Origin of the sequence: Algoriphagus locisalis (assembly GCF_900116615.1) — a bacterium.
Classification (GTDB): Bacteria; Bacteroidota; Bacteroidia; order Cytophagales; family Cyclobacteriaceae; genus Algoriphagus; species Algoriphagus locisalis.
In genome coordinates this window covers 256,802-282,417 of sequence record NZ_FPBF01000001.1, presented here as the reverse complement: position 1 = coordinate 282,417, position 25,616 = coordinate 256,802, and the positions used below count along the sequence as shown (strand labels likewise).

Sequence of the window (25,616 nt, the reverse complement as noted above, 5' to 3'; positions counted from 1 at the left end):
CCCCCGACCCCTAAAGGGGAGGATGAGCGCGGTGGTAGGAATTTGTTGACATTTGTCTCTTGGTTCTAGTCTCTTGGATCTTGATTCTTGAATCTTGACTCTTGACTCTTGGGTCTTGACTCTTGGGCCTTAGTTGTCAGTTTGGATAGTCGCGTACCTTTTAAGGAGGTAGGATTTCAGGAAGATATAAACCAAGCCAGTGACTACAAGAATTGCAGCTCCTAGATAGGGACCCGGGGTGGTTTTGGGGTAAATAAAAAATCCAAAGTTAATCCCAAGCTGAAGAATTGCATAGATCAAGGAAATGTTGACATGGGGTATTTTTCCCTGGTTTGCGAGTATCTGATACAGGTGCGTGCGGTGCGGTTCAGAGATTTTTTCTCCTTTACGGATTCTATCAAAAATGGTAATTGCCGAATCCAATCCATATACCAACAGGAATAAGATGACCGTCCAAGACCCAGAGGCAAGATACCATTGCATCAGAAAATAAATCATTAGGTAGGCCAGGGATATGCTGCCAATATCTCCTGCGAACATGAGTGCTTTTTTGCGCAAATTGAATATCAAAAACACACAGATTGCCAGGATTTCGTATCGGATTAAATACTCATCAAAAACTTCAGTGTAGGTATCCACCGCCAGTATGCTTCCCAGGAACACCAACCCGTATAAGCCAGTGATGCCATTGATGCCATCCATGAAGTTAATCCCATTGATCACTGCCAATGCTATAAAATACAGTACAGGAAGAGCCAGCCAGTGGATTTGAGAAAAGACATCCAAGTCATGGAAGGCCATGGTAAGCGCAAAAAACTGAACCGCAAAGCGGATTTTACTGGATATGGTATAGATATCATCCAGCAAACTAATCGCAGCCACCCAGACAATACCGATAATCATCCAGGTATGCTGGAAATCGAATGCCATCCACCAAAAGAGTACAGCCAAAGGAAACAATATACCGCCACCTCTTACTGTGGTATGAATATGGGAACTGCGGTGATTGGGTTGATCTACGATATTGAACTTGAGCGCTAGCCTGTGGTAAATCAGAGCGAGCAGCAAAAGGGCAAGGAAAATTATGATTTGAGATAAAATCATCTATACTACAAAAGAATTTAAAATTAGTTTTAAATAATTAATATTCTGTATATCCGCTTTTCTGCCAGTAAGGAGGTCAAAGCAATATTGGATATTTTAAACGTAAGAATTGTGTCCACTTCGGTCATCGGACATCAGTCTTCTGGGCAGTTAAGCCGAGGAGTATTGGTTAATGGCATCATTCCGTACACCCATGATTAAAATTTAGGACTTTAAATAACTAAAAGTCTCTCGTTTTAAAATTTCAAAAGCAGTGCATTGATTGAACAGAAGGCATTTTTTAAAATCAAGAGTTTATCTATTTAGTATTGTAATGATAAAGCCAATGCCAAAAATAAAGGCAAAAGATGATCTCCAATTTGAATGAGTAACAAAGAGTCAACTAAACTACTACGAACCCAAAGTACATAGCCGTGTGGAGAGCAACTAGCAGTTCCAAGAGTTAAAGATCCATAACCTAAAGACCAAAAGTGGTGCCCCCAATTCATTTTCTTCCATTCTGGTAATTCCTGTTGAACCTTAATGAACTCCTTTCTTTCAGTCTTTTCACAAGAGTACTCAGTCTTGGCGAAAGATTATACTCCAGATGCGTATCGTTCTTTGACATAACACCTTTCCACATTTTACAGTCAAATACGTCAAATATTTGGATTAAAAGCTTCCGAAATCGGGATTTAACATCTCATTTGAGAACTTATTATCCACCCTTTGTGCACCAAACTATATGGAGAGTTAGTCAATAAACCATGTGTGAATTGCTTCTTAGCTTCCACATAACTCAAAAGTAAACGTTTTCAGACGCTAAAGCTAAATGCACGAAAGTCCATAGTTTAAACTACTTCTGAGCCCCATTAATTAGATAAGCTTAATGATGCTCACCCTTGAAGAAAGATAAATCACTTGTTCAATTTAAATGTTTTTGTAGGATTCTTAAAAAAACAAGTGAAGGCTATTGAAAAGGCTGTCTCAACACGCTGGACAGCCTCTGTTTTCTTTAGGCGAGAACCTAGGTCAATTTTATTCAGACAAATCTCAGGTTCTTTAATTGACATCTATGACATCTGCTATAAATTCTCCAAAAAGCTAATAAATTCGGCCGCTCTCTCATCCATTTGCCCATTTGATTTCACAGCTATATCCGGGCTAAACTGATCGTCAAATCCCTGACAGTTAATTAGTGTATAGCCTTTAGAAGTCCCAATACCTGATTTTGATTGCCGATAGAATCCATTGTGTTTGGTATTTCTAGCCCAAATAGAAATCTCCTTATGATTATATGACAGCACACCAAAGGGATTGGACTGAAGCATATATTCCAAGCCGTGATTTATATCGACATTTGTTTGCCAGTTCTTGTTATACTTGAAGATTATGTAGCCTTGATGAGGCTTTCCATCCATGAGAGCCTCTGCTCGACTCGCTATCACTTCCACTTCCAAAACCATTGGCAGGTTCTCCGGTAAGGCTTTATCCAATTTAAACTCCTGGCTATAATATGAATCTTGATTATTAAATCGATACTCGGAATTAAACATTACGCCATTCACTCTATCCGTTACTTTTATCAAATATTCGACTCCTTGTATTTTAATACGATCCCCAGCCTGAAGAGATCTTACTGTATTTGGAATAGGGCTAAGACCAAGCTTTTCCCAATTGATCACATTACGCAACATATCCGGTATCACTTCTCCATTGGTCTGGTAGCTCCTACTCATTAAAAAACGATCACCTTTTTTCGGGATGGTATGTATGTAATGAGAGGTGTCTTGGTTTGCCTGCCCTATAGTATCATGATTATATCTATTATGGTAATTTTGAAGAAAGGTATTAGGTGGAAGCATAAAAGTCATTCCCTCACAATAAATAATATTGGAGCTATTTCCCATTCCCTGAAACATATTCTCAATCTGATTAAAGCTACCCTCCAGCAGTTTTGCAGAATTTTGAGTGAAAACAATTTCTTTCCTATAGTACGTGGGCGGGTCAACTTGTTCTAGATCGCAATCCTCCATAACGAGTTTAAGTCCTCCTCCATGGTTTGCTTTTAATTCTTGCCAGATTACGCCTTTGAAATTTACTTTCTTTTGTATTACCAGTAAGTCATCATCCTGACTGCCTGAATATAATAGACCAAACTCCATGTCTGTATCTGAATTTACCAATGCGATTGATCCAGATTGATTTTTAGATGGAGAGTTTTTAAAAATACCACGATAATAGGGCTGTACTTCACTGGTAGTAACTGCAGACTTCAAATCAACATTTACAATTCCTATTCTTGAATTCCAAGCCCCTAGATCAAACACATATCTATCCTGTTTTTTATCTTCTCTACTATTCCATTGATCATAATTATCTATTCCAAAAACCAATTGAGATTGACCTTCTGACACAATGAATAGGTCTTTTTTCAACTTCTGAGCTTTATACTCTCTAATTCTATATTTTTTACCGTTTTGAAGCCTGATAATAGATGTATCTGAGTTTTGGGTAAACTCAATTGCTTTTTCCCAATCGTACTCAAAGTCCTCTAGAGTAATAAACTTATCCGAGCTTTTTACCATGTTTTCGATCACTGAGGAACTCAAGAAAAACTCTTCTCCAGTGACATGTTGTTTTAAAATTTTTTCACCTTGTCCATTGGAGTCGTTCATCGGTTCAAACTCAAGATCAAATGAAAGATTTGTGATTTTGATGCGATATTTCATACCTAAAAATTTTATAAAAATTAAATCTAATACTCCTAATTTACAGCTCTTTATGCGATTTATCTGTTTTTATACCCTTGAAATTCTGAGTAACCCCCCCAAAAAAACTACGCATTATTAAAAATTAATGCGGTATTGATCCACTGCCAAATATGGAAGCTACTTTCTTTGTTTCCTTTGAAATACAAATTGAGTTCTTTTTTTACTTCATTCATATCGAACCAAGGAAGTGAATGTATTGACAAGGCTTCGTCACAAACCCATTCTTTTAATTCATCTCCGAGCCATTCCCGTTGAGGAGTCTGTAGCGGGCGCTTAGGAGCCAATCGGATTTCGCCAGTAAGAAAATCTTTCGCAATCTCCCTGAAAAGCCATTTTTGTTTACCTCCCTGCATTTTCATTTCCCTTGGCAGCGCAAACACATTTTCCACCAATCTATAATCCAAAAAAGGTTCTCGTAATTCTGTACTTGATTGCATAGAAACTCGATCAGAAAATCTCAATGCCCTTTGGAGTTTCGTTTGGAATAAATCTCTGTATTGCAGATTCAGTAAATTTTCATCAAAAGGAGCAGTTACAACTCCTGATTTTACTTCATTCCTAAAATCCTTTGTTAAGACATTTGGTCTAAAAGGTGAAGATTTTACTCCTTGTAATTCTAAGTTGGAGTTATTAAAATAATAATCATAGCCAGCCCATGATTCATCTGCACCTTGTCCATCAAGCAATACCTTAAACCCTTTTTCAGCTGCAACTTTAAACAACTTAGAATAAGCAATAGTAGGCAGACCTCCATAAGGTTCCATCTGTTGTAAGGCTATATCTTTAGCCAAAGAAGGCACTTCTTTTGGAGAAAGCAGAACTGGATTCAACTTGAAATTTGAGCCTTTGAGTAGAGACTGTACATAGTCTAGCTCATCGTATCTATCGTCGCCTGTATAAAAGGTGAAAGCCTCTATTTTAGAATTTTCTCCAAACTGGCTATTAATTAAGGAGAAAAGCATACTAGAATCCAAGCCACCACTCAAGTTAAATCCAACTGGGACATCTGCTCTAAAACGCAATTTAGTAGCATCCAACAAGAGAGATTTTAAGTATTCCTTAGGATTCATAAGTGCATTTTCCTGCTTCGTTTTAATGGCATTTTCAAAGTCATACCACTTTTTCAGCGTAATTTCTCCGTTGCAATAATTAAGCGTATAACCAGGCTCAAGTAATTCTATTCCTTCCCAGAAAGTCTCTTTTCCTACAGCATATTTTCCAGAGATAAAATAAGATGACCAAACTTTCAAATTAGGATTTTTTGGAATACCAATTTTAAAGAGAGGTGGAATCTCTGAACAGAAGTATAGCTTATCATTCTTTAATGCATAATAAAGCGGCTTTACGCCAAACCTATCTCTTGCCAAAAAGAGTTCTTTTTCTTTCCTGTCCCAAATGGCAAAAGCAAACATGCCGTTTAGTTTGTCAAGCATACCACATCCCCATTTCTGATAGGCACGTAATAATACTTCTGTATCTGAGTTGGTCCGGAAATCACTATTCCCCAGTTCATCCCTGAGCTCAAGGTAATTGTAAATTTCACCGTTAAAAACGAGTGTGTATCGTTGGCCCAGAGAAGAGAAAGGCTGATTAGCAGCATCAGATAAATCAATGATGCTCAATCTATTATGTCCTAATACACACTCGTTTTCATCTGTCCATATACCTGTATTATCAGGTCCCCTGTGCAACATCATATCGCACACTTGTTTTATCTCCAATTCTATACTTCCCTTACCTACTGATCCAGCTATTCCACACATGCTTTGCTACTCACTTTTATGTTTTCTAGAAAAATCTTTGCTAACTCAGATTAACTAAGTTTGAATTCATTCTTGACAAAAATCAGATTCCCTGTGCCAGATGAACTTTGAACAAGTTTCGAGAGAAGCGAATAGTCCTTGGATATCATGAGTTTATAAACATCACTAGACAAGTCCTCTTCTACTGATTTTTCCGTCTCTACCATAACCAGTTTAGGTCGGAACAATTCCCAATCATTAGAACTCAATACTTCAAGATCCAACCCTTCTACATCCACATCCAAAAAATCTACTCCATCCAATAAGTTGTTTTCTTGAACTATGGACTTCATCGTCACAAGTGGTACTTCTATTTCATTTTGAATAAATTTTACCAGATCATTTTTCTCCAAAAAACTATAATCAAATGTATTCATAGAGCTCATCTTGTAAGGCAACATGTAATACTTCAGAATTCCTGGCTCTGAAGAAATCCCTTTATTAATGAATTTGTCCAATGGTCTTTGCGCTTTAAAGAGCGTTTCCAGTTCTGGATTAGGGTCAACGACCACCCCAGACCAACCTCTCAAATAGAAAAAATAAGTATTGGAGAATGTAACTGGCTCGAAGCACCCTATATCCAAATATTTCCCTTTGGCAGTATTCAAAAGCTTACGTAACTGAATATCCTCGCCTGCCTTAGAAAAAGAAACCCTATATCTCGCGTGGATGATTCTTCTCAACTTGTCTTTTATCATTTTATATTCATTTTAAAAATCACCTATATTTTCTACCCACTTTTCAGCTCTTTCCCAATCATCTAAGGTATCTATATTGACATAATAATTAGGATCATTTACCAAATAGCTTAAACTTTTCCCATATAATGATCCTGAACGAAGTATTGAGGATTTTGTCAAATACAAACTTCCATCTCTAAAGTAAGCTACAGGAAGTTCTTGCCTTCTGGTGATGAGTTCAATATCTCCAGTCGCTATTTGCAGAAATCCATTTTCGTTAGGCAAAAAAGTCCAGTGGGGATTCAAGTGATCTGGAACTTCCAAGACCGATACTAAAGAATCAGCATCTAACTCAATAAATTTTGAGATGGCACGGTCAATAAACCCGGAAGGACGAAACGGAGAAGTCGGCTGTAGCAAACATACAGCATCAAACTCATCTCCTTGCTCGGCATAATAGGCTAATGCATGATTGATCACTGGTAAGGTGGGAGTCTTATCTCCTGCCAGGTCATCAGGTCTTAAAAATGGGAGATCTATACCAAGCCTTTTCCCTTCTGCTGCAATGCCAACATCATCAGTACTCAGGGCTACTTTGCTCAGCAATCGCGATTCCAAAGCTGCTTCAGCTGTATAAGAAAGTAAGGATTTTCCGCCCAAGATTTTAATATTCTTCCCCGGAACGCCTTTTGAACCTCCCCTAGCTGGAATCAATCCTAATATCCTCATAAAAACCCCTTTAATATTTTCTTTGATAATACTTTTATTATCTCTGTATTTTCCATTAAATTAATTTCGGTCAATCTAAAATCAGTGTAAAAATTAGATTTCTCATCCGCAGACAAATAGTCAAATAGCTTCATATAGTCAAAACAATATGTTGAAATATTACTAATTTCAAGCTGAGTTAACACTCTCTCAATTTCTCCATGTCCATTTATTGAGCTCTGTCTTTTATTCTTGTGATTTAACACTTTTTCAGTAAGCTCTAATCCTAAAAAAGGAAAATAATTTAAAAATACTTGTTTGCGATTTTTTACATTATCCTCATATTTAATCAAAAACATATTATCCCCTAACAATGCTTTATTTAGGAGATACATATTTACAGATTGTCTCCATCGGAAAGACCAGTTAATAGAATCGTCCACTACTTTTTCAAGCTTATTTCTCCAGGCCAATCCTGCATATTTCATACTTAAATATGACTCTATTGGGTTCCTAACTACATAGGTATATTTCCTAATGTATTTTATGGGTAACCTTTGCTCAATAGTAAAAAAATAATACTCAAGTCCTGGACTCTTAAGGTAGATCGTTTGCTTATATTTAGATTTAGCTGCTAATAAAAAACAAATTGATAAGTCATACCAATTTTTAATTTCGAACTCCTGGGAAGCAGTGATGACTTCATCAACACTTAGTCCCCATTTACTTGCAGTAGTATTAAGCAATAACCTTTGAATAATTTCTACTAAATCAACTCCAGTTAGATCAAAATCCACACTGGTCAATTTAGGCAAATAGTTAATTATTGAATTATCTGTAGGAATAACCCAAACATCATCGCTTTGTGATGTCAACTGACCTACTAGAGTAGTTCCAGACCTCGGCATGCCACCGACAAATATAAAATCTAGTTTTTTAATTTTCTCCATTCTAGTTATTCGTTTCTCTGATTTTACCCAGTCATTCCAGCTGCCATATTCCACTATTTATCTAGCGAAAGACTGACAAACTGAAAATAAAAATTATCACCATACTATTATTTCCCCCATAATAAATGCACTATTCAATATTAATGAAATATAAACCACTAATTAATATATATCTTGTAAAATTTATGACCAAAATTATAATTCAATAGATTCAAGAAATTATGACAACATTATTAATATCTCTATACCTACTCGGTTATCCTTGTTAGAAATCAAGTCAAGTAAACAATTTAAAATGTAATCGTTTTGTGGAAGACCAAAGGAATTTCAGATAGAAGCTGTGCTATTTTCTCACCGGCATCACCATTTCCGTAGATAGTAGAAATCTTTGGTTTAGGGGAATTTTCAATTTCTTTTAAAGAATTTAGAATCTCTATTCTGGAATACCCTACATCTTTGACGTTATTACCTCTTTCCCGACTATTTTGTCTGGAACCAATATTAACAACAGGAACTCCCATAAAGGCACATTCTCTTATCCCCACAGAACTATTTCCTATCAGTCCTTTACTGGAATACAGGAGTTTCAAAAAATCCTGTGGCTCCATGTTTTTGAAAAAATGAAAATTATCAAGTTGATGGGTTTCCCTGAAGGACCTTATACCGGTACTTGTACCATCGGCTCCTGCATCAACATTTGGCCAAAACCAAAAAACAGGCTGATTTATTTCATGCATTGCATGAAGTGTTTCTTCAATATGAAATCTAGAATCTCCTACTTCAGTAGTGACCGGATGTTGCATTACTACCCAATACCCTTGGGACAAATCTGGTCTTCCTCCCACTCCACCATATTTTTTTATTGGGTCAAAATCAAGGACTGGAGTTTGCTGGATTTCATAAGCCAAATCAATACTTGGGCAGCCTGTATTAAAAACAAATTCAGGATTTTCGCCAAGCTTAATCACTCGCTGATGCGCATCCTTTGAAGCTACGAAATGATAATCTGCAAGTTTGGTAATTGCATGCCTTACCTTTTCATCAATATTGCCTGTGACCTCGCCACCTTGGATATGTGCCAAAGGAATATTCATATAGCTAGCTGAAATAGCCGTTGCCATAGTTTCGAACCTATCCGCCACGGTGACTACAATATCCGGATTAAGGTTATTAAATACGGTTGATAATTCAAGAATACCGATTCCCGTTGTTTTGGCTGCTGCAGTTAGGTTCTCTCCTTCCAGTACATTAAATACTTTGGCAGTGATAGTAAACCCATCCTTTTCTATGTTGTTGACCGCATTGCCATATCGATCCAGCAAAGCCGAGGCTGCCACTACGAGTTGTAGTTCTAGTTCAGGGTGGTTATTTATTGCAGTAAGTGCTGTCTTTATCCTAGAATAGGATGGTCGAGCAGTAATTACTACGCATATCTTTCTTTTCATTATTCAGTATATAAGTCTTCTTCAGTGAGAAAACTCCATTTATCAATATTACACTTAAGCTTTTTACCCAATACAGCATGATAAGCTGCGGCAGTAATTCCTTTGTCTCCGGGTTTTTTAGATTCCAAATCATCTGCAGTGAGCACATGGTCTTTTTGAAGATCCTTATTCACTGCTAGAGATTTACCGAACATTACCTTAAGCTCAGAATACTTTTGGTTCTCTGATTTTATCACAGGATTAGCTCTAGCTATTTCTATTTGCCGAATGCCTTCACATAAATACTTTGCTTGATCAATTGAGATACTTGCAACAGAGTCCGGGCCAAATTGACGCTTATCAAAAACCACGTGAAATTCGAATAAATCTGCGCCTAGTGTAGCTGCTGCCAAGCAGGCAAATATATCTCCACTATGATCTGAGAATCCCACTGGCAAAGCATATCGTTCCTTTAACTGCCTGATAACGTTTAGTCCCCAATGTTCTGGACTTGTAGGATAAGCGGTTGTGCATTGGAGCACGCTCAATTGATTACCAAAGGGAGTCAAAAAACCAATAGTTTTGTCCAATTCTTCAAAAGAACTCATCCCAGAGCTTAGAATAATAGGCTTTCCAGTCTTAGCAATTTTCTCTAACATCAAAAAATTACCTACTTCACCAGATCCAATTTTATAACATTGAACCTGTAAGTCTTCCAGCAAATTTACAGCTGCATTGCTGAATGGTGATGAAATAAACTGCAGGCCTTTTTCATCACAGTGATATTTTAGTCCTTTCCACTGGTCCGAAGTAAATTCCATGCGTTCCCAGTAGGCATATCGGGAATCATCTTGTTTGGAAAACTTGACGCGAAAGGGTTCAAACTTTGAAGATTCTGCTGCTGCAATGTGTGTTTGAAACTTTACTGCATCTACTCCTGTGTCAGCCAATGCATCAATATAGGCATGTGCATTTCCAAGGCTACCATCATGAGCCTGGCCAATTTCTGCTATAATCATCTATCGAATTAGTATAAATACTCCTGCTTCATCAAATACATTACCGGTTCTAGTACGGTATTTAACTTTATAAACGTAGTTGCCATTTGGCGCAGGTTTTCCATTAAAAGTACCATCCCAACCTAAATCCTCCAAAGATTCTGCATGATAGATAAGTTCGCCCCAGGTACTAAACACATAAAACTCTATACTGGCAAGTCCTCTGTGCATGGGTTTGTAATATTGGTTCTTTATGCCATCAGGAGTAAATGCATTTGGCATTAGTAATAAATATTCATCTGTCACGTCCACTACTACGGAGTAAACGCTTTGGCAGCCAATCGTATCAGTGGTTGTTAAAGTAATAGTATAACTGCCTTTATTTTGAAATATGTGGTTTGGGTTTTGGGCTGTACTCGTGGTACCATCACCAAAATCCCAGTTCCACAGGAGTACATCACCGGTGGAAAAGTCTTCAAATTCCACAATTTCTAGTAACTGTATATCTTGATTGCTTACAATCAGACCACCACCCAGATCAGCATGATACTCAAAGTTCGATTGTAATAATTCACTAGCAATCCTAACTAATATCCTTTGTGGAGCAGTCCAGCAATTATATCCCTTAAAGGAAGCACTCACTTCATAATTTCCTGATTCATTGACCGCATTTATCTCATTACCTACCAATGCATTGCCTAGAGGACTGAAAATACTGTATTCGTAAATGGATGGGTTATATCCTTCTATGTAATTGGTCAGATCTACAGTATTTTGAGGATCGCAAACAATGGAGGGGTTCGATACTCGAAGATTTGGGAAAGAATTGACATATACCTGAACCTGCTTAGGTGTAACTCCGCAAATCTCAGGTCCTTCTACCATTGCATAATAGATATAAGGGTCGGGGCTTTCAGGAAGTCCTACAACTGTCAACTCACCATCAGATTCAATTTGATAAGTAATTCCATTCACCTGACCTGGAAGTATTGGAGAAGTCATAGCTTCATCATAAAACCAAGTATATGCCGGTGAGCTGATGTTACTTGGAACCTCCGGCTGTAACACGGCATCCTGACCAGCACAAATTACCTGATCCTCCAAAGTAATTACTGTAGGCACTTCTTCTAGATCCAATGGTTCGGATAAAGAAATCTCACAACCCGAAGCATCAGTCACGATGAATGCATATTCACCTTTCTTAATATCAAGGACTTGTACTTCACCATTTGAATCAGCAGTATAAATTCCCTGGCTAGTGTTATCCATAAATACTTCTACAGAATATCCTGCTATTCCACCTTGTATTCCTAAGGTAATTGCACCATTTGCAAGATCACAAGATGGATTATCGACGGCTAGAATTTCAATTTCTAAAGGACTATCTGGCCCATTTATTTCAATACTGGAAAGAGTTACTTCACAAGTTTCAGGAGTAGTGATTGTAACGGTATGAATACCTTTAGGAACATTTTCAAACAATCCATTGTCTTGAGAGATCTGACCGTCCAAGACAAAAATATAGTTACCTGACCCGCCAACTGCTGAAACATTGATACTTCCACCTTCCTCAAAACAAACTTCATCTGTTTTAGTATAAGTAGCTGTTGGAGTAGAATAAACCATAGCTGTCCCACTTCCTACAAAACCAGGGCAGACTTCAGGTCCTTGAGCCAGCACAAAATATTCATATTGGTTGGCAGATGCAGATAAACCATTGATAGTCAATACACCTGTAGTAGGATTAATATCGTAAGTCACTCCATTCCCATCAGGAATTGAATTAGAGTTTATTTTTTGAGTTGTATTGGCATCAAAATACCATTCAAAAACTACATCTGAAGCAGCTGGGTCAATAGTAGGAGTTAGTATAACTTCCTGTCCTTCGCAAACTATTTGGTTATCGACCAGAATTTGAGAGGGTCCATCAACTAATTCAAGAGTGGGGCTAGTTATTTCACATCCCTGAGCATCTAGTATAATAAGAGAATATGACCCGGATGCCAACCCATCTAAAGTCAGAGAAGAATCAGAAAGTTCCAAAGATTGAATGACTGCCCCATTCTCTAAAACAGATACTGTATAAGGAAGCCAGCCTCCAGTGATTGTAGCATTAATCTTCCCGTTAAGGGCACCGCAACCTGGATTAATTCCCACCAGAGGAGAAATCACCAATGGCTCTTCAGGACCTTCAATGGTGAAGGTCAAAGACTGAGGACAACTTGCAGGAGTTAATACTTGAAGGTTATATTCTCCTGCGGAAAAGCTCATTAATTCAAGATCAGCTTGGGTGACAGGAGTTCCAGAATCAATACTATAGGTATATGAATCATTTGTTCCAGATATAAAAGCTAGTTTTCCGTCATTTCCTCCAAAGCAAGAAACTAAACTTGTTTCAAGCTCAACAGTAGGAATGTCAAAAACTTCAACTTCAACTTCTATTTCCTGTCCAGTACATTCCACATAAAAATAGAAGGAATGAAGGCCTGCCGGTAAACCTTCTATTTGTAGTTTTGGGTTTAACCAATCAGAATCATCAATGGTGTAAATGATATTAGGATCACTTGGATCAGCGCCATTACTTATCAAGTCATTTTGTCCAGCATTTTTATACCAGAAAACTTCTGTAAATGCTGCAGGTGGCAGACTCGGATCTGGTGCCAAATGAATTGGTCTGATTTCAACTTCCTCTTCCAGACAAACATCTATAGGAGGAACCAAATCATATACTGGGTCAGAAAGCTCCCCAACTACAAATTCGAAAGATTCTAAACATCCTTTCTCATCGGTAACTAGCAAGAAATAGGTATCAGGTAATAAGTCTACAGCTCCTGTAGTACTTCCAGGAATCACAGTACCATCAATTGTTCCTTTTCGCCATTCTACAGTATAATCTCCCCAACCACCAGTAATTTGAAGGTCTTTAATCACTCCATTTGCTAAATCGCAGGAAGCCCTTTCTATGGACTGGTTGGCCAGGCTTATAGGCTCTGCGGGCTCAAGAACCTCCACGTCCTGTAAAGTTGTGATACAACCAAGTGCACTTCTGATACTTAGTTCGTATGATCCGGCAGGTAGATTTTCAAATAAACCTCCATTTTTTGAAAAATCTATCGTGATTCCATTATCTCCTTCGATGCTAAACTCGAAATCATTAAAATTATTTCCTGGAATTTGTGCCTGAATAGAACCTAAGCTTTCTCCATAACAGGTCTCTGTCAGGATTGGCTCATTCATTTCTGGGCCTGGTGTCACTTTAATTTCTGTAGGAATATAGCCTTGATCACAAATTTTATCACCTGTGACCAAAAGGTAAAAAATGTAAGGATCCTCACTTGCAGGGAGACCCGTAACAAATAATTCCTTTTGGGGACTTACATAATATTCTATGTTTCCTTCAATCAATGAATTCGGGATTAACGTATACCCCCCCATTCCATCATCTTTATACCAGTTAAAGGTTGGTAATCCCGTGGAGGAGTCAAGAATATCGATTGAAGCAGAGGCCTCTTGTCCCTCACAGACCTCAGAACCAATTGTAGTAAAATTGGAAGGAGGGTCTGCTTGAACGGTCATAGGCATGGTAGCAGTACAACCTTTTGCATCTGTTATGAGAATATCGTAAGAATTGGGTGGTAAGTCAGGTATTTCATAAATTCCACTTGGATCAAATGGAATTGGATTACCATTTAACTCAATCGATAAATAAGGGATATTTCCTCCGGATACTTCAAAGGAAATTGTTCCATTAGGAAGTCCACAATAGGAATTCTCTACATCAACAGGTGCAATCACCAAACCCTCGACAGGACCTTCGATTGTAACATCTTCTACAGGAGAACTACAGCCTAAAGATGCGGAAGTGCCATAAACTTTATAGTCCCCAGATGCTAAACCAGTAAAAGTGCCGGAGGTATTCGATGTTAATACCACATCTGCATCATCCAATAAAAAATATGTTATATCGGTAGCACCCGATACACTAGCTTCGATTTCACCGGCGCTAGTTAAACACCAATCATCCGTATAGCTTACTGTAAAACTTAAAGGAGGATTTACCGTGACGGATGCTACAGTCAATACGTCTCCTAGATAAGGACAAAAATTACCTCCTACCTGAGATTGAGTGGCGGCCTCCACAAAAAAATCAAAAGTAGAAGTTCCGCCCGTATTTTTTAATCCTGATAACGTTAATTCTCCACTTGAGGAAATAGATACATCAACCTGATTCCCACTCACGGTAATTGTTGAATTATTGGAAAGTGCTCCCCCTGATCTATCGGAATTTTGATACCACAAAAAGGAAGGGCTGGCACCTGAAGGTATATCAGCGGGGTCAACCAAAGGTAAAAAGCTCACAACCTCACCTTCACAAATGGTTTTGTCAGGGACATCCAATGTTACCGGCGTACCATTTTCCTGATCTACAAGAACCTGAACTGGCACAGGACAGCCTCCACCTTGGGAATCGGAAGGGTTCCAAACATTCAAAGTGTAGGCACCTAGATTCACTCCAGTTAATTCAAAAGTAGCTTCACCATTTACTAGGTTACTAACTGTAGCACCTGATTTCCCTATGGAACTGCCATTATGTAACCATTCGTAATCAAAGCCAACGACAAGGTCACCAACAATCACATCGTAAATCCTACCATCCTGCTGTCCATCACACGATGGATTGTCGATCTCCCCATCCTGAATTTCTACTGGAAATGGATTTGAAACCACTGTGATTTTGGCGGGCTCTGAAGTTAGACCGTAGTTATCTGTGACATTGTAATAGACCGAAGCTTCACCTGTAAAACCAGGGGCGGGCTCAAATCGGATTGTGGCCTTATTTCTCTCGTCCTCAAAATTTCCAGTATTAAGCTCCTCTAAAATGGAATAAAAAGTGCCCAATAAATTACCACTTGCATCATAAACTGGAACCTCATAATTATCAGGATTACATTTATCGGTACATAAGGAGCCATCAAAACCACAAGTGTAATTAGTTGGGGGCGTGCTATTGTCTGGTGGCCCCGGGTCATTTTCAAAAAGCTGCATACAAGTGATGAATGCATCATTCCCGGCTTGAAGAACAACTGGAAATTCAAACTCCAAATCATCATCAATACAGATCACTTTATTCTGATCCGACACCAAGGGTAATAGCGCTTCGGAAATATCCGCTACGTTAACAGTAACATTCCGTATTTCATGGTTATTCCTACCATTTCCTGTGCTCCCTGCAAAGCCTATTTTCAACCTATCCGGAGCGTTAAAAGGATAATCAATTAGCGGAAAAGATACTAATTGCTGTCCATTTAGACTTGTATTGACCAGCATATCAATCTTAATTTGATATCCAGATCCGTTTGGAAGGAGTTCAATAAATACCTTCCTATACCCAGGCACTAAACAATCAACCGGCCTATTTGCGTTATTATGGTCTATGTCAAACCATTTGGTAGGATCACCATCCAATGGTGAGGGGGGGAAATAATCCACACCGAAAGCATTAACTTTATTGGTTACATACCTTTCATAGACGTCGTAATTCAGGGTTTCAGGTCCTCTTACGGTAATACTGTTAGCAATTCTTGGATCCCAATTTGCAATTGGTTCTCCAACTTTACCAACCCCAAAATTACCCCATTCATCAAATCCAATTCCAACATAACCACCTGCGATGCCAGGTTGTAATGGCGTTCCGTCTAAACCAATATATGGCGCATAAGCCAAAGATCCTCCTAAATATCCTAAACTCAGAGGCTGATCTGCATCGAACATAAAAAAACTTATCCCATCAGCATTACCTCTAGGATCAGGAGCCCCATAGGAAAAATATTCGAATGAGGTTTTAATTCCGAATTGGGAAGAAAAGGGAATATCCACAATTGCATATCCAGAATGCCAATATTCCAAAGGTGTTAATTGTAAGGAATTTCCATTTGCATATGCTGAGTAGGGTTTGATAATAGTAGAGGAAGTAGGATTTTCTGGAACACCAACGGGAATCCTTATTTCACCTCCTAATAAAGTAAAATCAAACCCTCCAGTAGCATTTACATTCGTAAAGGGTTCGCAATAAGGAAACCCTTCTCGTGGAATAGATATTATCTGAGCTTTGAGGGAAGTTGCCGTAAAAAAGTTTAAGCTTAATACTCCCCACACTGCCAGTGCCAAAAGCCGACAATCCTTCACAAGGAGCGCAGAAAACCCCTTAACAAAGTTACGCATAAATATTGTCATCAACTTTATTTTATCAATCACTATGGTCCAAAGGTCTACAAAAACCACACGCTATGCAATTGAATCAAATGATAATGGTTTATGAGTTTTTCGAATAAAAGAATACGGCAAAAACTATGCGAATTAGGGCAGGTTTCATCTGCTTATAATTGTTTTTCTATGGTCATAAGGAATCTTTGACGATAAAAATAAACATTGCCTATGTGTTTTAATGATCATTTTATCGTATCGATTTAATTCCATCGTTCTCCGTCTAATAAATAATAGTTGAAAAACGAACCAATAAAAAATATTCACTTCTTTCACCAAATCACAAACTTTTAAATTGGACAGTCAACTCAGGAGCTGGCGGTCTGAAATCATTTTTCAGCTTAAATATTTTTGAAAAGAACCTATGCTCCCAAAGATTCATTTTGTTAACCTCTGTTTGTGGCAGAGCCAATAAATTAGGAGTGGATTCATTTTTCACTACTTCTTCGAACGCTGCCTTATTTTCTTCGGTCAGTTGATTACCCATATGATGTACATATGTCTTTAAGGTACTTAATCTCCAAAAACCAAGTTCATTGATAGGTTTATCAATCCAGTTGAGCTCGGAGCCGGCTCCTATTTTAATAAAACTTGGGCTTAATGGCATGTCGAAAAACAACTCGCGACGGATGGTAAATACCTGATGCCCACATCCCATCACTGCTTCCTTACCATTCTTCTGAACAACTGGGAGTACCCCGTCGTATGCTGGTTCGTAATTCCAACCGTAAGACTCATACACTTCTCTAATTAATTCATGCTCATCTGTTTCTCGAAAACTAAACTTCATATCACCCGTCACTACAGCTTTTTGGGTGGAAGAGGAATGGTAATACATGTGTCTGGCTATAGGAAAAGGCGCTACAGCCCCTGATTTTGGAAAAGAACGGAAAACACTTTCCACTTCTTCCTGCCAACCATTGCGGAAAAGGATATCGCTATCCGAAAGTGTTATCAAAGGCTCTCTAGATCCCCTGGCTGCTCCTATGATCGCATCAATTTTTCCTATATTACTTTGATGAGTAATCAATGTTTCGATAATCCCCCTATCCTGTAGTTCTCTCAACCACGCTTTCACCTCTTCGCATGAGCCGTTATCTACCACTGTGATCGCTGATCTGCTGTGCTGGCTTTTAAATGCAGTCTCTATGCATAACCTGTACACCTCTTTTAAATTCTCAAAATATCCAGATAGCTCAGGGATAAATACAGGAATGACTATTCTGTGGTGATACTGAACTGAAAGTTGAGAATCTAATTTTGCTGGATTAATACCCGTCCTCATAAATTAAAAAGAGTTTAAAAATTAATGCTTCACTAAGTTATGAATACTACTATTTTTCGCCAGCTTCAAGGTATTTGACTATTCTTGCAGGACTTCCAACTACTAAGGTATTTGCAGGCACATCTTTGGTAACTAAAGCTCCAGCACCGACCATTGCGTTTTCTCCAATAACAGATCCTCCGAGAATAATAGCAGCTGCACCAATTGAAGCTCCTTTTTTTATCACAGTCTTTTGGAATTCTTCAGGGTACTGTTTGGACCTAGGATACTTATCATTGGTAAATGTCACATTGGGTCCTATAAACACGTCATCTTCAATCACTATCCCATCCCATAAGTATACTCCCGATTTAACAGTAACCCGGTTTCCAATTAGCACATCATTTTCTATAAACGTATGACAATTAATATTACAATCATCACCTATTACAGCACCTTCCAATATGACTGCAAATTGCCAAACCTTGGAATCACCACCTATGTTTTTGGTTTGTACCTCAGCGAATGGATGTATCATCTCTTTTGATAAAATTTAAGTAGTCACTATAATCTCGAATATAATCTTCAGCGTTAAAATTCTGACTAGCAAGGACTAAACATACAGCACCTCCTGAAAAATTAATCTCTGAAGCCCAAATTCCCGCCGGAATATATAATCCTAAATCTGCCCTGTTAAGCAAAACCTGACGTTTTGAATTTCCATCATCCAACAAAACCTCAAAAGCACCACTTACTGCCACCAGAAACTGTTGACATTCATAATGAGCATGTGCCCCTCTACTTTCTCCTCCAGGAATATCATACAAATAAAAGACCCGCTTTACCTGAAAAGGTACTTCTTTGAAATTGGTTACTGGAGTAATATGTCCTTTTCTATCACCTATTTTGGGCAAATAGACAAGATTGGCATCCCAGATAGTTTTCTTTTGACTCATTTGTTGAAATTTTGAAGTACCTGAAAATCCCGGATATAGTCTTCCGAAGAAAACTCCGAGTCTGAAAGGTGCAATGCAACTGCATTAGTGGAGAAATTATCTAAGTGTCTCCAGGTCAATTTAGGCAGAAATAAGGCATTGTAAGACCTATTTAAAGAATAGCGGGATTCGCTTCCATCCGCATTTGTAATTACCACATCAAAAGACCCACTCAATGCAACGATTACTTCCTGCTGCTCTTTGAAGGCATGCCCGCCTCGTATTTCACCCCCGGGCACATCGTATGTCCAGAAGACACGTTTAATTTCAAAAGGAACCTGATCGGGAAATTGTAGAAATGTGAGGTTTCCGCGCGGGTCGAATATTTTGGGTAATTTCAAGTGGTTGTTCATGTGTTAAAACGCTTAGGCATATACTTTCTTTGATTCAAATTGAGTTTGAAACCAAAGTGCTGTAAAATATACCTGTCTAATGATAGGGTAATAAATTTTAGGGTATTTCTTAAAATCTTCTACGATTCCTTTAATATCCAAAAAACAATAGGGTTTGAGTGAGAATAACTCTGAATTCGGAAGATTCTCTAGTGTCTCCCTAAGGTAAGGGTTAGTTAAAATCAACTCATCCCAGGGTACAGAGAGCCCTACTTTTCTATGGGAAGTAATGTAATCCGGAAGTTGCTTGCCTATGGAATTCATCAGCAAATCCTTTCCTTTCCCTTTTATATGAAAATATTCATCTGGAAGGCTCCCTACTCCAACTACCAAGTCAGGGTCTAAAAACGGATCCCTACATTCTATAGATGCCCCCATGGTCGTTCTATCATTACGGTCATTGAGGGTATATAGATGCGTATGTTGCTCCAAATAGAGTAGCTGACGCAACCTATTGGTTGGGTAAACCTGTTTGGCTTCTTCCAGTTTATTGACCCTGTATTCAGGAAGCAAATCAGAAGATAAGACACCCAATTTCTTTAAATCCGCCAAATACAATTCGTTGGCATTCATTAAAATTTCCGCATCGCGATTTCCCATGCCTAGGTAGCGCTTCATTTTCCTAAGACGCTCATTTTTGAGCCATTTATCTGGAATGTACCGGATCAAATTAAGTAAATTATACCTGAACTCATTGTCATGAACTTTATATCTCACATATCCTCCCAAGATCTCATCGGCTCCTTCCCCAGATAACAAAACTTTCACCTCGGCTTTTGCCTTTTCAGAAATCCCTAACAGATGTCCGTCAGAAAAATGCATAATAGGTTCATCGTGATGAAGCAGTGAACGAGTCGTAAGATTCACTAATTCCTCGTTGGTAAATTCAAAACTATGAAACGAAGCTCCAACTTCCTGAGATAGCTTCCTCGCAAGATGCGATTCATCATGCTCCTTATCAGAGAATGAGATATTCCATGCACTTAGTGCTTCGTAACCCTGTTTAAATTGGCTGAAAAGCGTGCTACTACTATCTAAACCTCCGCTTAGCAACGTTCCTACCGGAACATCTGAAATCATCCTGAGCCTAATACTCTCATGGAATGCTTGCTCAAACCATTCGTAGGGTTTTTCGATCTTAGGCTGAGCAGCGATGGATTCACCCAAATGAAACCACCTTTGGGTATGTATCGTCTTGGCTGAATTTGAAATTCTCATAAAATAACCAGGAAGTAGCCTATAAATACGTTTAAAAACGGTATTTTCTCCAGAATTAAATCTATACAGAAATAATTCGTCTAAATGGGACTCTTCAATCTGTTTGGGAACTCCCCCGGCCCAAAGCGCCTTTATCTCACTAGCAAAGAAAAAACCTTCTTGGTTGTCCTGATAAAAAAGTGGTTTCACCCCAAATCGGTCTCTGGCAATGAGCAATTCCTGTTTTCTTTTATCAAAAAATGAAAAGGCAAAAAAGCCATTTAGTCGCTTTAGCGCACTAGTTCCCTGCTCCATTAACAGATAGAGTAGGACTTCTGTGTCCGAAGTCGTCCTGAATTGATAGCCTTTATTGGTTAACTCAGGATAGAACGATTTATAATTGAAAATTTCCCCATTGAATACCATTGTATAATTACCACAAGGAGAGGTATAAGGTTGATTAGCTCCCTCGCTTAAATCCAGGATTGAAAGTCGTCTATGTCCCAACCCTAATTTCCCATCTATCCAATGAGCGCCTGCATCAGGACCTCTATGGATCAAAGACTCCCTCATCGCTACTAACTTAGATTCCTGAGCTGGATTTTCCTTATTCCAAAAGCCTACAATTCCGCACATTTATGAATTATTAGTGGTTTTCAACATCGACTTATATCGCGCTGAGATAGTTTTCATATTTTTATCAAAATCAACATGTTCTTCTATAAATACTCTGTTTTGAAGTAAAGCAGCATTAACTTTTAAATCATTAGTCAAGGCGTACTGAATGGCATCTGCAAGTTGTTCAGGATTGCAAGGTTCTACCAAACTTCCATTTTCCCCATTTTTAATAAACACCTGATTGGCCGGAAGATCAGTAACTATAGGATAGCATCCCGCTGCCATAGCTTCGAACAGGGAACTGGAAACCCCCTCTGTCGTAGGTACTGCCACATAATATCTGCATAAATTCATCAATGCAGGAAGTTCTTCATTTGGGATTTGTCCTTTTAGAATGATCTTTCCTTCTAGCTTATAGGTTTTAATCAAGGATTCCAAGGTAGATTTTTCAGGCCCCTGCCCCACAAAATATACCTTTATATGTACATTCCTGGGCTGTAAGATCCTTACGGCTTCCACGATATCCACATGTCTATAGAGATCAAAAAGTGATCTTGTAACTATTAAAGCTGGTTCAAGGCTTTCCTTTGCTGGGTTTTGATAGTTCGATAAATCAATCCCTTTTGGTAAAACCATGATTTTTGAAGGAGAAGCGCCAGACTCCAGCATCGCAAAAGTCATTACCTTGCCCCATGCATGAATCAAATCTACATGCTTATATACCTTTCGCTGCAGGATACTTTTATAGAAGCCTGATATGCCATTTTCGGGGTACACATCCGAAATACCCTGCTGTGCTACTATCCTCCTCTTTGCATTTACAAACAAGGAGAAGAAACCATAACTCGTAGCACGCTCGGCCAATACAAGGTCAAAGGGCTGGGAAAAGCGGGTGGAAATGATTTTCCAAAAGAAACCAATTGCTGCCAACATTCGAACACTTCTTGAAGTCCCTTTTGGCAACTCCATTGTTTCCAATTTTGTATCAAAATTGGATTCTATGCCCCTTATCCAACTTTTAGCATCGGCACGATAGGTCTCTCCCAAAAATAAAATTCTCATCAAATAATAGTTTCCTTTTTCAGGTATTCCAAAACACTTTGGGGTCTCCACCCAAGCTCTTTCCTCGCTTTGGAAGAATCAAAACTAAGGGTACAAGAAAGTTTACTGACCTTCAAAGTATTGACAGGAAAGAAAGGAATCAAATCCCCAAGCTTGCCGGCTGTCTTGAGAAGAAATTCCGGAATACTCCTTATCTTAAAATTATAGTGCGAAGCTAGTGCAGAATCTATTTCGCACATACTGGCAGGATCAGGGTCGCACAAATTATAAATACCCGGCAGCTTGTCTTCCAATCCAGGTAGTAACCTAGCTACATCTTCCGCCAAAACCATCGACTTTTTATTAAGTCCTTTTCCTACCCGCAGATACATTTTCCTTTTAATCATCCTCGCTATTGCGGACAAATTGCCAGGAGGATTAGTACCAACCACCAGTGGAAGGCGCAGGATAAATAGTTTTACCTGGTGTAGTTTTGCCCAATTCTGAATCAGCTCTTCTGCGGCTACTTTACTTTTACCATAGGGTGTGGTTGGATTCAACTCCTGAGTCTCCTTTATTAACTCCCCCTCTTCCAAACCATACACAGCTACTGTGCTGATGAAAACAAATACGCTCGGTGGGGTCAGGATTTTATCAAGCAATTTCTGCGTTCCTCCTACATTCGTGTCATAAAAAGACTGCTCTTCTGCCGCTGTCTTCGGAACGAAATGCGCGGGGCTGGCTGCATGGATTACCCAATCCACAGCCGGGAGGTCTGGGATATATTTACTTAGATCAGCCTGAATCGTATTCTTCGGAGATCTTCCTACAGTAATCAACTCGTTCTCCTCAGAAAGGACAGCAGAGATGTACTTACCTAAGAATCCTGATCCGCCGGTTAGCAAGATTTTCATGAGGCAACCTCCAAAATCCCATTCAACATCTTACGGGCAAGAAATTCAGCATCAAACTCCTTCCGTGCAATCTCCATACTCCGTTGGCCCATTTCCTGTAATTCTCCTTGGTTTTCCTTCACATGGATTAACAACTCAGCCAACTGGTTGGGATCATTCGGTGATAAGGTAAAACCAATCTTGTTTGCTTCGAGGAATTCCTTCATCCAACCCTGAGTGTTCTGAATAACCGGAATACCTGCTGATAGAGATTCAAAAAATTTATTGGGGGATGAGGTATCAAGTATTTTTGAACCTTTCAGAGGAACCAATGAAACCATGGCATGTTGGATCAGCGGAACAAGCTTATATTTTGGCATCAAGCCCAATCTTATCAACGTAGTTAAATTCTCCGCTTTTATCGCCTGGTCTATCAATTCACGTTGCTGCCCTTCTCCGATAATCAAAATCTGTATATCCTCTTCACCCTTCTCTTGAAGAATTCTCGCGGTTTCCAATAACCATACTGAATTATTTACCTCCCCAATATTCCCTGTATATATGGCGTACTGATGAGGTTTTACAGGAAAATCTTTGGGGAATTCCACCGGGGTTGAGAACAATTCAATATTGGCTGCATTCGTCACTGAAATGACGTTTGTGTCAGGTGCCTTAATCAGAATTTCATTTCTCATTCCCTCTGAGAGTGCTACCACTAGACTGGAAGATTTATAGCATAACTTTTCAAATGCCAAGGAAAACTTTTTCAGGATTGGATTTTTGATGATCCCGAGTTCTATTGCGCCATCAGGCCAGAGATCCCTCACTTCGAAAACCAATTTTCTTCCCCTTAGATATTTTGCCAATAGTCCCGGCAATCCAACCGTGATAGGTCCGCTGGAAGCAATCACCAAATCACAAGAATAGGTCACAGCATACCAACAAGAAATCAAAGAATAGGCTAAAAATGAAAAAATCCTTTTTAGAAAAGGTTGTCTGTTGTCTATCCGAACATTGATAATGATGACTTTAACTCCTTCAAAATATTTCGTTTCGATAAATCCAGATGCAGAAATATCGGATTTTGAATAGACACTTGTAACGACGGTAACTTCTTGGCCTTCCTTTACCCACTCTTTAGTAAATTCATGCACTCGTGTACCCCAAGACCCATTTGAGGTGGCAAAATACTGGTAGAAATAAAGGATTTTCATGAATTAACCGATGCTCCCAAACTTGAAATAAAATGCTTCAATTTGCCAGATTTCTCACGATTGATTTTCTCCACTTTTCTAATCTTTAATTTTAATCCCTTTTCCAGATATAAATCAAAACCTTCCTGAATTGCCTGATAAGTATGATTATCCGCCTCCTGATCCATGACAATATCCACTTCAAATGTATCTACCTCTACTTGCCTGACCTGGTACTCCTGCAAATATCCTAAAGTGGTCATCAGATGCTTAGAAATATAGTACAGTGAAAACCCAGCAGCCTTTTTTCCCGAAGGTAATATAACTGTGTCGTTGAGTCTGCCATTTAGCTGATCCAACTCTGTGAGAATATGATCCTCATGATGAATTATAGAACCTATGTCGCCAACTTCGTATCGAATGAAGGGCATGGCCTTGTTGTAGATATTGGTAAAAATCAGACTACCGCTAGTCCCATCTTTCAGAAGGTTATGATTTTCATCTACTACTTCAGTAACCAAAGTTTCTGAGGATAACCATCGTTTTCCAGATAAATCCGACATCGCCAAAAATTCCACTTCTGATGCCCCGTATTCATTGAATACAGGAACACCAAACTGCCTTTCAAGATACAATTTATCTTCATCTGTACATTGCTCAGAAGTGACGATTGTACCTCGTAATGAGGGACATATATCTTTTAGAATTAAACTATTCCTTTCCAAATATCGGGCAAAAAACAATTGTGTATTTGTATATCCATAGGTGTAAATGAATTTATTTTCGCTGAATTTACGAGTAAAACTCGCCATACTATCATCCGAAAGATCAAATACAACAAACCTAAACCGGTTCATCAATTTGTCCTTCAATCGTTCTTTCTGGTAATTGGGAAATCCTAAAGGTATGCCATAGAACCTAGCCTGATAATCATGCGGAGAAATCCCCACTTTCTTATACCTATCCAGAATCAATGACCACGTCATACTGTGACTAAATTTATCTCTGGCGTATTTTAAGGGCATTCCCGAAGATCCCGAAGTGTTGCCAAAATGTATCTCTCTATCTTTTAAACCTTTACTCAGTTTTTCCGACACTTCACATTGAAGATCCTTCTTTTTTACTATAGGCAGATCTTCCCATCTATCAGGAAGATATTTTCCTACTAATTTTTGATACAAAGGATTATTCGAAAAATGGAAATTCACGATTTCCCAGGACTTTTTTTGCTTCCAGTCTTCAAATTGGTCTTTAGATAAAGCTTGTATCTTAATTAATTCTTTTTGGGCAGCTTGGATAGGATAATTCTGAGCTTTTAGAAGATCAATAATTGTCAGCAT

General features: G+C 38.6%; 18 protein-coding genes and 1 pseudogene. All 19 read right to left on the bottom strand.

The window, feature by feature from the left end:
- Positions 1–129 precede the first annotated feature (129 nt).
- Positions 130–1,104 carry an MraY family glycosyltransferase gene (locus BM386_RS01170; RefSeq protein WP_091691236.1) on the bottom strand — a complete coding sequence of 325 codons (975 nt, stop codon included), beginning with the start codon at positions 1,102–1,104 and terminating at the stop codon, positions 130–132.
- A 484-nt stretch (positions 1,105–1,588) separates the two neighbouring features.
- Positions 1,589–1,771, bottom strand: a pseudogene (locus BM386_RS24070) (transposase); the annotation flags it as partial.
- 397 nt (positions 1,772–2,168) lie between these two features.
- On the bottom strand, positions 2,169–3,815 hold the full coding sequence (locus BM386_RS01160) for a hypothetical protein (RefSeq protein WP_091691234.1): 1,647 nt from the start codon (positions 3,813–3,815) through the stop codon (positions 2,169–2,171).
- A 107-nt stretch (positions 3,816–3,922) separates the two neighbouring features.
- Complete coding sequence (gene asnB, locus BM386_RS01155) at positions 3,923–5,620, bottom strand: asparagine synthase (glutamine-hydrolyzing) (RefSeq protein WP_091691233.1); 1,698 nt, start codon at positions 5,618–5,620, stop codon at positions 3,923–3,925.
- Between the two features lie 50 nt (positions 5,621–5,670).
- Entirely contained in the window at positions 5,671–6,357 is a 687-nt protein-coding gene (locus tag BM386_RS01150; protein WP_091691232.1) for an FkbM family methyltransferase, read from the bottom strand.
- 12 nt (positions 6,358–6,369) lie between these two features.
- On the bottom strand, positions 6,370–7,068 hold the full coding sequence (locus BM386_RS01145; RefSeq protein ID WP_091691231.1) for an acylneuraminate cytidylyltransferase family protein: 699 nt from the start codon (positions 7,066–7,068) through the stop codon (positions 6,370–6,372).
- Entirely contained in the window at positions 7,065–7,997 is a 933-nt protein-coding gene (locus tag BM386_RS01140; protein ID WP_139235813.1) for a sulfotransferase, read from the bottom strand. The genes BM386_RS01145 and BM386_RS01140 overlap by 4 nt, the downstream gene beginning before the upstream one ends.
- Positions 7,998–8,287: 290 nt before the next feature.
- Positions 8,288–9,442: a UDP-N-acetylglucosamine 2-epimerase gene (neuC, locus tag BM386_RS01135; protein WP_091691229.1), complete on the bottom strand. Its 1,155-nt coding sequence runs from the start codon at positions 9,440–9,442 to the stop codon at positions 8,288–8,290.
- A complete protein-coding gene (locus BM386_RS01130) occupies positions 9,442–10,440 on the bottom strand; it encodes an N-acetylneuraminate synthase family protein (protein WP_091691228.1) in 999 nt (332 codons plus the stop codon). The genes neuC and BM386_RS01130 overlap by 1 nt, the downstream gene beginning before the upstream one ends.
- On the bottom strand, positions 10,441–16,641 hold the full coding sequence (locus tag BM386_RS01125) for a PKD domain-containing protein (RefSeq protein WP_170857001.1): 6,201 nt from the start codon (positions 16,639–16,641) through the stop codon (positions 10,441–10,443).
- A 322-nt stretch (positions 16,642–16,963) separates the two neighbouring features.
- Positions 16,964–17,968: a glycosyltransferase family A protein gene (locus BM386_RS01120; RefSeq protein ID WP_091691226.1), complete on the bottom strand. Its 1,005-nt coding sequence runs from the start codon at positions 17,966–17,968 to the stop codon at positions 16,964–16,966.
- Between the two features lie 49 nt (positions 17,969–18,017).
- Positions 18,018–18,485, bottom strand: coding sequence for an acyltransferase (locus BM386_RS01115; RefSeq protein ID WP_091691225.1), 468 nt, complete (start codon positions 18,483–18,485; stop codon positions 18,018–18,020).
- On the bottom strand, positions 18,466–18,903 hold the full coding sequence (locus BM386_RS01110) for a sugar 3,4-ketoisomerase (protein WP_091691224.1): 438 nt from the start codon (positions 18,901–18,903) through the stop codon (positions 18,466–18,468). The genes BM386_RS01115 and BM386_RS01110 overlap by 20 nt, the downstream gene beginning before the upstream one ends.
- A complete protein-coding gene (locus BM386_RS01105; protein ID WP_091691223.1) occupies positions 18,900–19,295 on the bottom strand; it encodes a sugar 3,4-ketoisomerase in 396 nt (131 codons plus the stop codon). Before BM386_RS01105 ends, BM386_RS01110 begins: the two co-directional genes overlap by 4 nt.
- 12 nt (positions 19,296–19,307) lie before the next feature.
- The gene (gene asnB, locus BM386_RS01100; RefSeq protein WP_091691222.1) at positions 19,308–21,167 is read right to left on the bottom strand and encodes an asparagine synthase (glutamine-hydrolyzing); all 1,860 of its coding nucleotides are present in this window, start codon (positions 21,165–21,167) and stop codon (positions 19,308–19,310) included.
- Positions 21,168–22,211 carry a glycosyltransferase gene (locus BM386_RS01095; protein ID WP_091691221.1) on the bottom strand — a complete coding sequence of 348 codons (1,044 nt, stop codon included), beginning with the start codon at positions 22,209–22,211 and terminating at the stop codon, positions 21,168–21,170.
- On the bottom strand, positions 22,211–23,104 hold the full coding sequence (locus tag BM386_RS01090) for an NAD-dependent epimerase/dehydratase family protein (protein WP_091691220.1): 894 nt from the start codon (positions 23,102–23,104) through the stop codon (positions 22,211–22,213). Before BM386_RS01090 ends, BM386_RS01095 begins: the two co-directional genes overlap by 1 nt.
- Entirely contained in the window at positions 23,101–24,297 is a 1,197-nt protein-coding gene (locus BM386_RS01085) for a glycosyltransferase family 4 protein (RefSeq protein ID WP_091691219.1), read from the bottom strand. Before BM386_RS01085 ends, BM386_RS01090 begins: the two co-directional genes overlap by 4 nt.
- Positions 24,294–25,616: an acyl-CoA synthetase family protein gene (locus tag BM386_RS01080; RefSeq protein WP_091691218.1), complete on the bottom strand. Its 1,323-nt coding sequence runs from the start codon at positions 25,614–25,616 to the stop codon at positions 24,294–24,296. The genes BM386_RS01085 and BM386_RS01080 overlap by 4 nt, the downstream gene beginning before the upstream one ends.

Coding starts and splice junctions, on each gene's coding strand:
- BM386_RS01170 (WP_091691236.1), bottom strand. CDS start 1,104: ATGATTTTATCTCAAATCATAATTTTCCTTGCCCTTTTGCTGCTCGCT.
- BM386_RS01160 (WP_091691234.1), bottom strand. CDS start 3,815: ATGAAATATCGCATCAAAATCACAAATCTTTCATTTGATCTTGAGTTT.
- asnB (WP_091691233.1), bottom strand. CDS start 5,620: ATGTGTGGAATAGCTGGATCAGTAGGTAAGGGAAGTATAGAATTGGAG.
- BM386_RS01150 (WP_091691232.1), bottom strand. CDS start 6,357: ATGATAAAAGACAAGTTGAGAAGAATCATCCACGCGAGATATAGGGTT.
- BM386_RS01145 (WP_091691231.1), bottom strand. CDS start 7,068: ATGAGGATATTAGGATTGATTCCAGCTAGGGGAGGTTCAAAAGGCGTT.
- BM386_RS01140 (WP_139235813.1), bottom strand. CDS start 7,997: ATGGAGAAAATTAAAAAACTAGATTTTATATTTGTCGGTGGCATGCCG.
- neuC (WP_091691229.1), bottom strand. CDS start 9,442: ATGAAAAGAAAGATATGCGTAGTAATTACTGCTCGACCATCCTATTCT.
- BM386_RS01130 (WP_091691228.1), bottom strand. CDS start 10,440: ATGATTATAGCAGAAATTGGCCAGGCTCATGATGGTAGCCTTGGAAAT.
- BM386_RS01125 (WP_170857001.1), bottom strand. CDS start 16,641: ATGCGTAACTTTGTTAAGGGGTTTTCTGCGCTCCTTGTGAAGGATTGT.
- BM386_RS01120 (WP_091691226.1), bottom strand. CDS start 17,968: ATGAGGACGGGTATTAATCCAGCAAAATTAGATTCTCAACTTTCAGTT.
- BM386_RS01115 (WP_091691225.1), bottom strand. CDS start 18,485: ATGATACATCCATTCGCTGAGGTACAAACCAAAAACATAGGTGGTGAT.
- BM386_RS01110 (WP_091691224.1), bottom strand. CDS start 18,903: ATGAGTCAAAAGAAAACTATCTGGGATGCCAATCTTGTCTATTTGCCC.
- BM386_RS01105 (WP_091691223.1), bottom strand. CDS start 19,295: ATGAACAACCACTTGAAATTACCCAAAATATTCGACCCGCGCGGAAAC.
- asnB (WP_091691222.1), bottom strand. CDS start 21,167: ATGTGCGGAATTGTAGGCTTTTGGAATAAGGAAAATCCAGCTCAGGAA.
- BM386_RS01095 (WP_091691221.1), bottom strand. CDS start 22,211: ATGAGAATTTTATTTTTGGGAGAGACCTATCGTGCCGATGCTAAAAGT.
- BM386_RS01090 (WP_091691220.1), bottom strand. CDS start 23,104: ATGAAAATCTTGCTAACCGGCGGATCAGGATTCTTAGGTAAGTACATC.
- BM386_RS01085 (WP_091691219.1), bottom strand. CDS start 24,297: ATGAAAATCCTTTATTTCTACCAGTATTTTGCCACCTCAAATGGGTCT.
- BM386_RS01080 (WP_091691218.1), bottom strand. CDS start 25,616: ATGCTGACAATTATTGATCTTCTAAAAGCTCAGAATTATCCTATCCAA.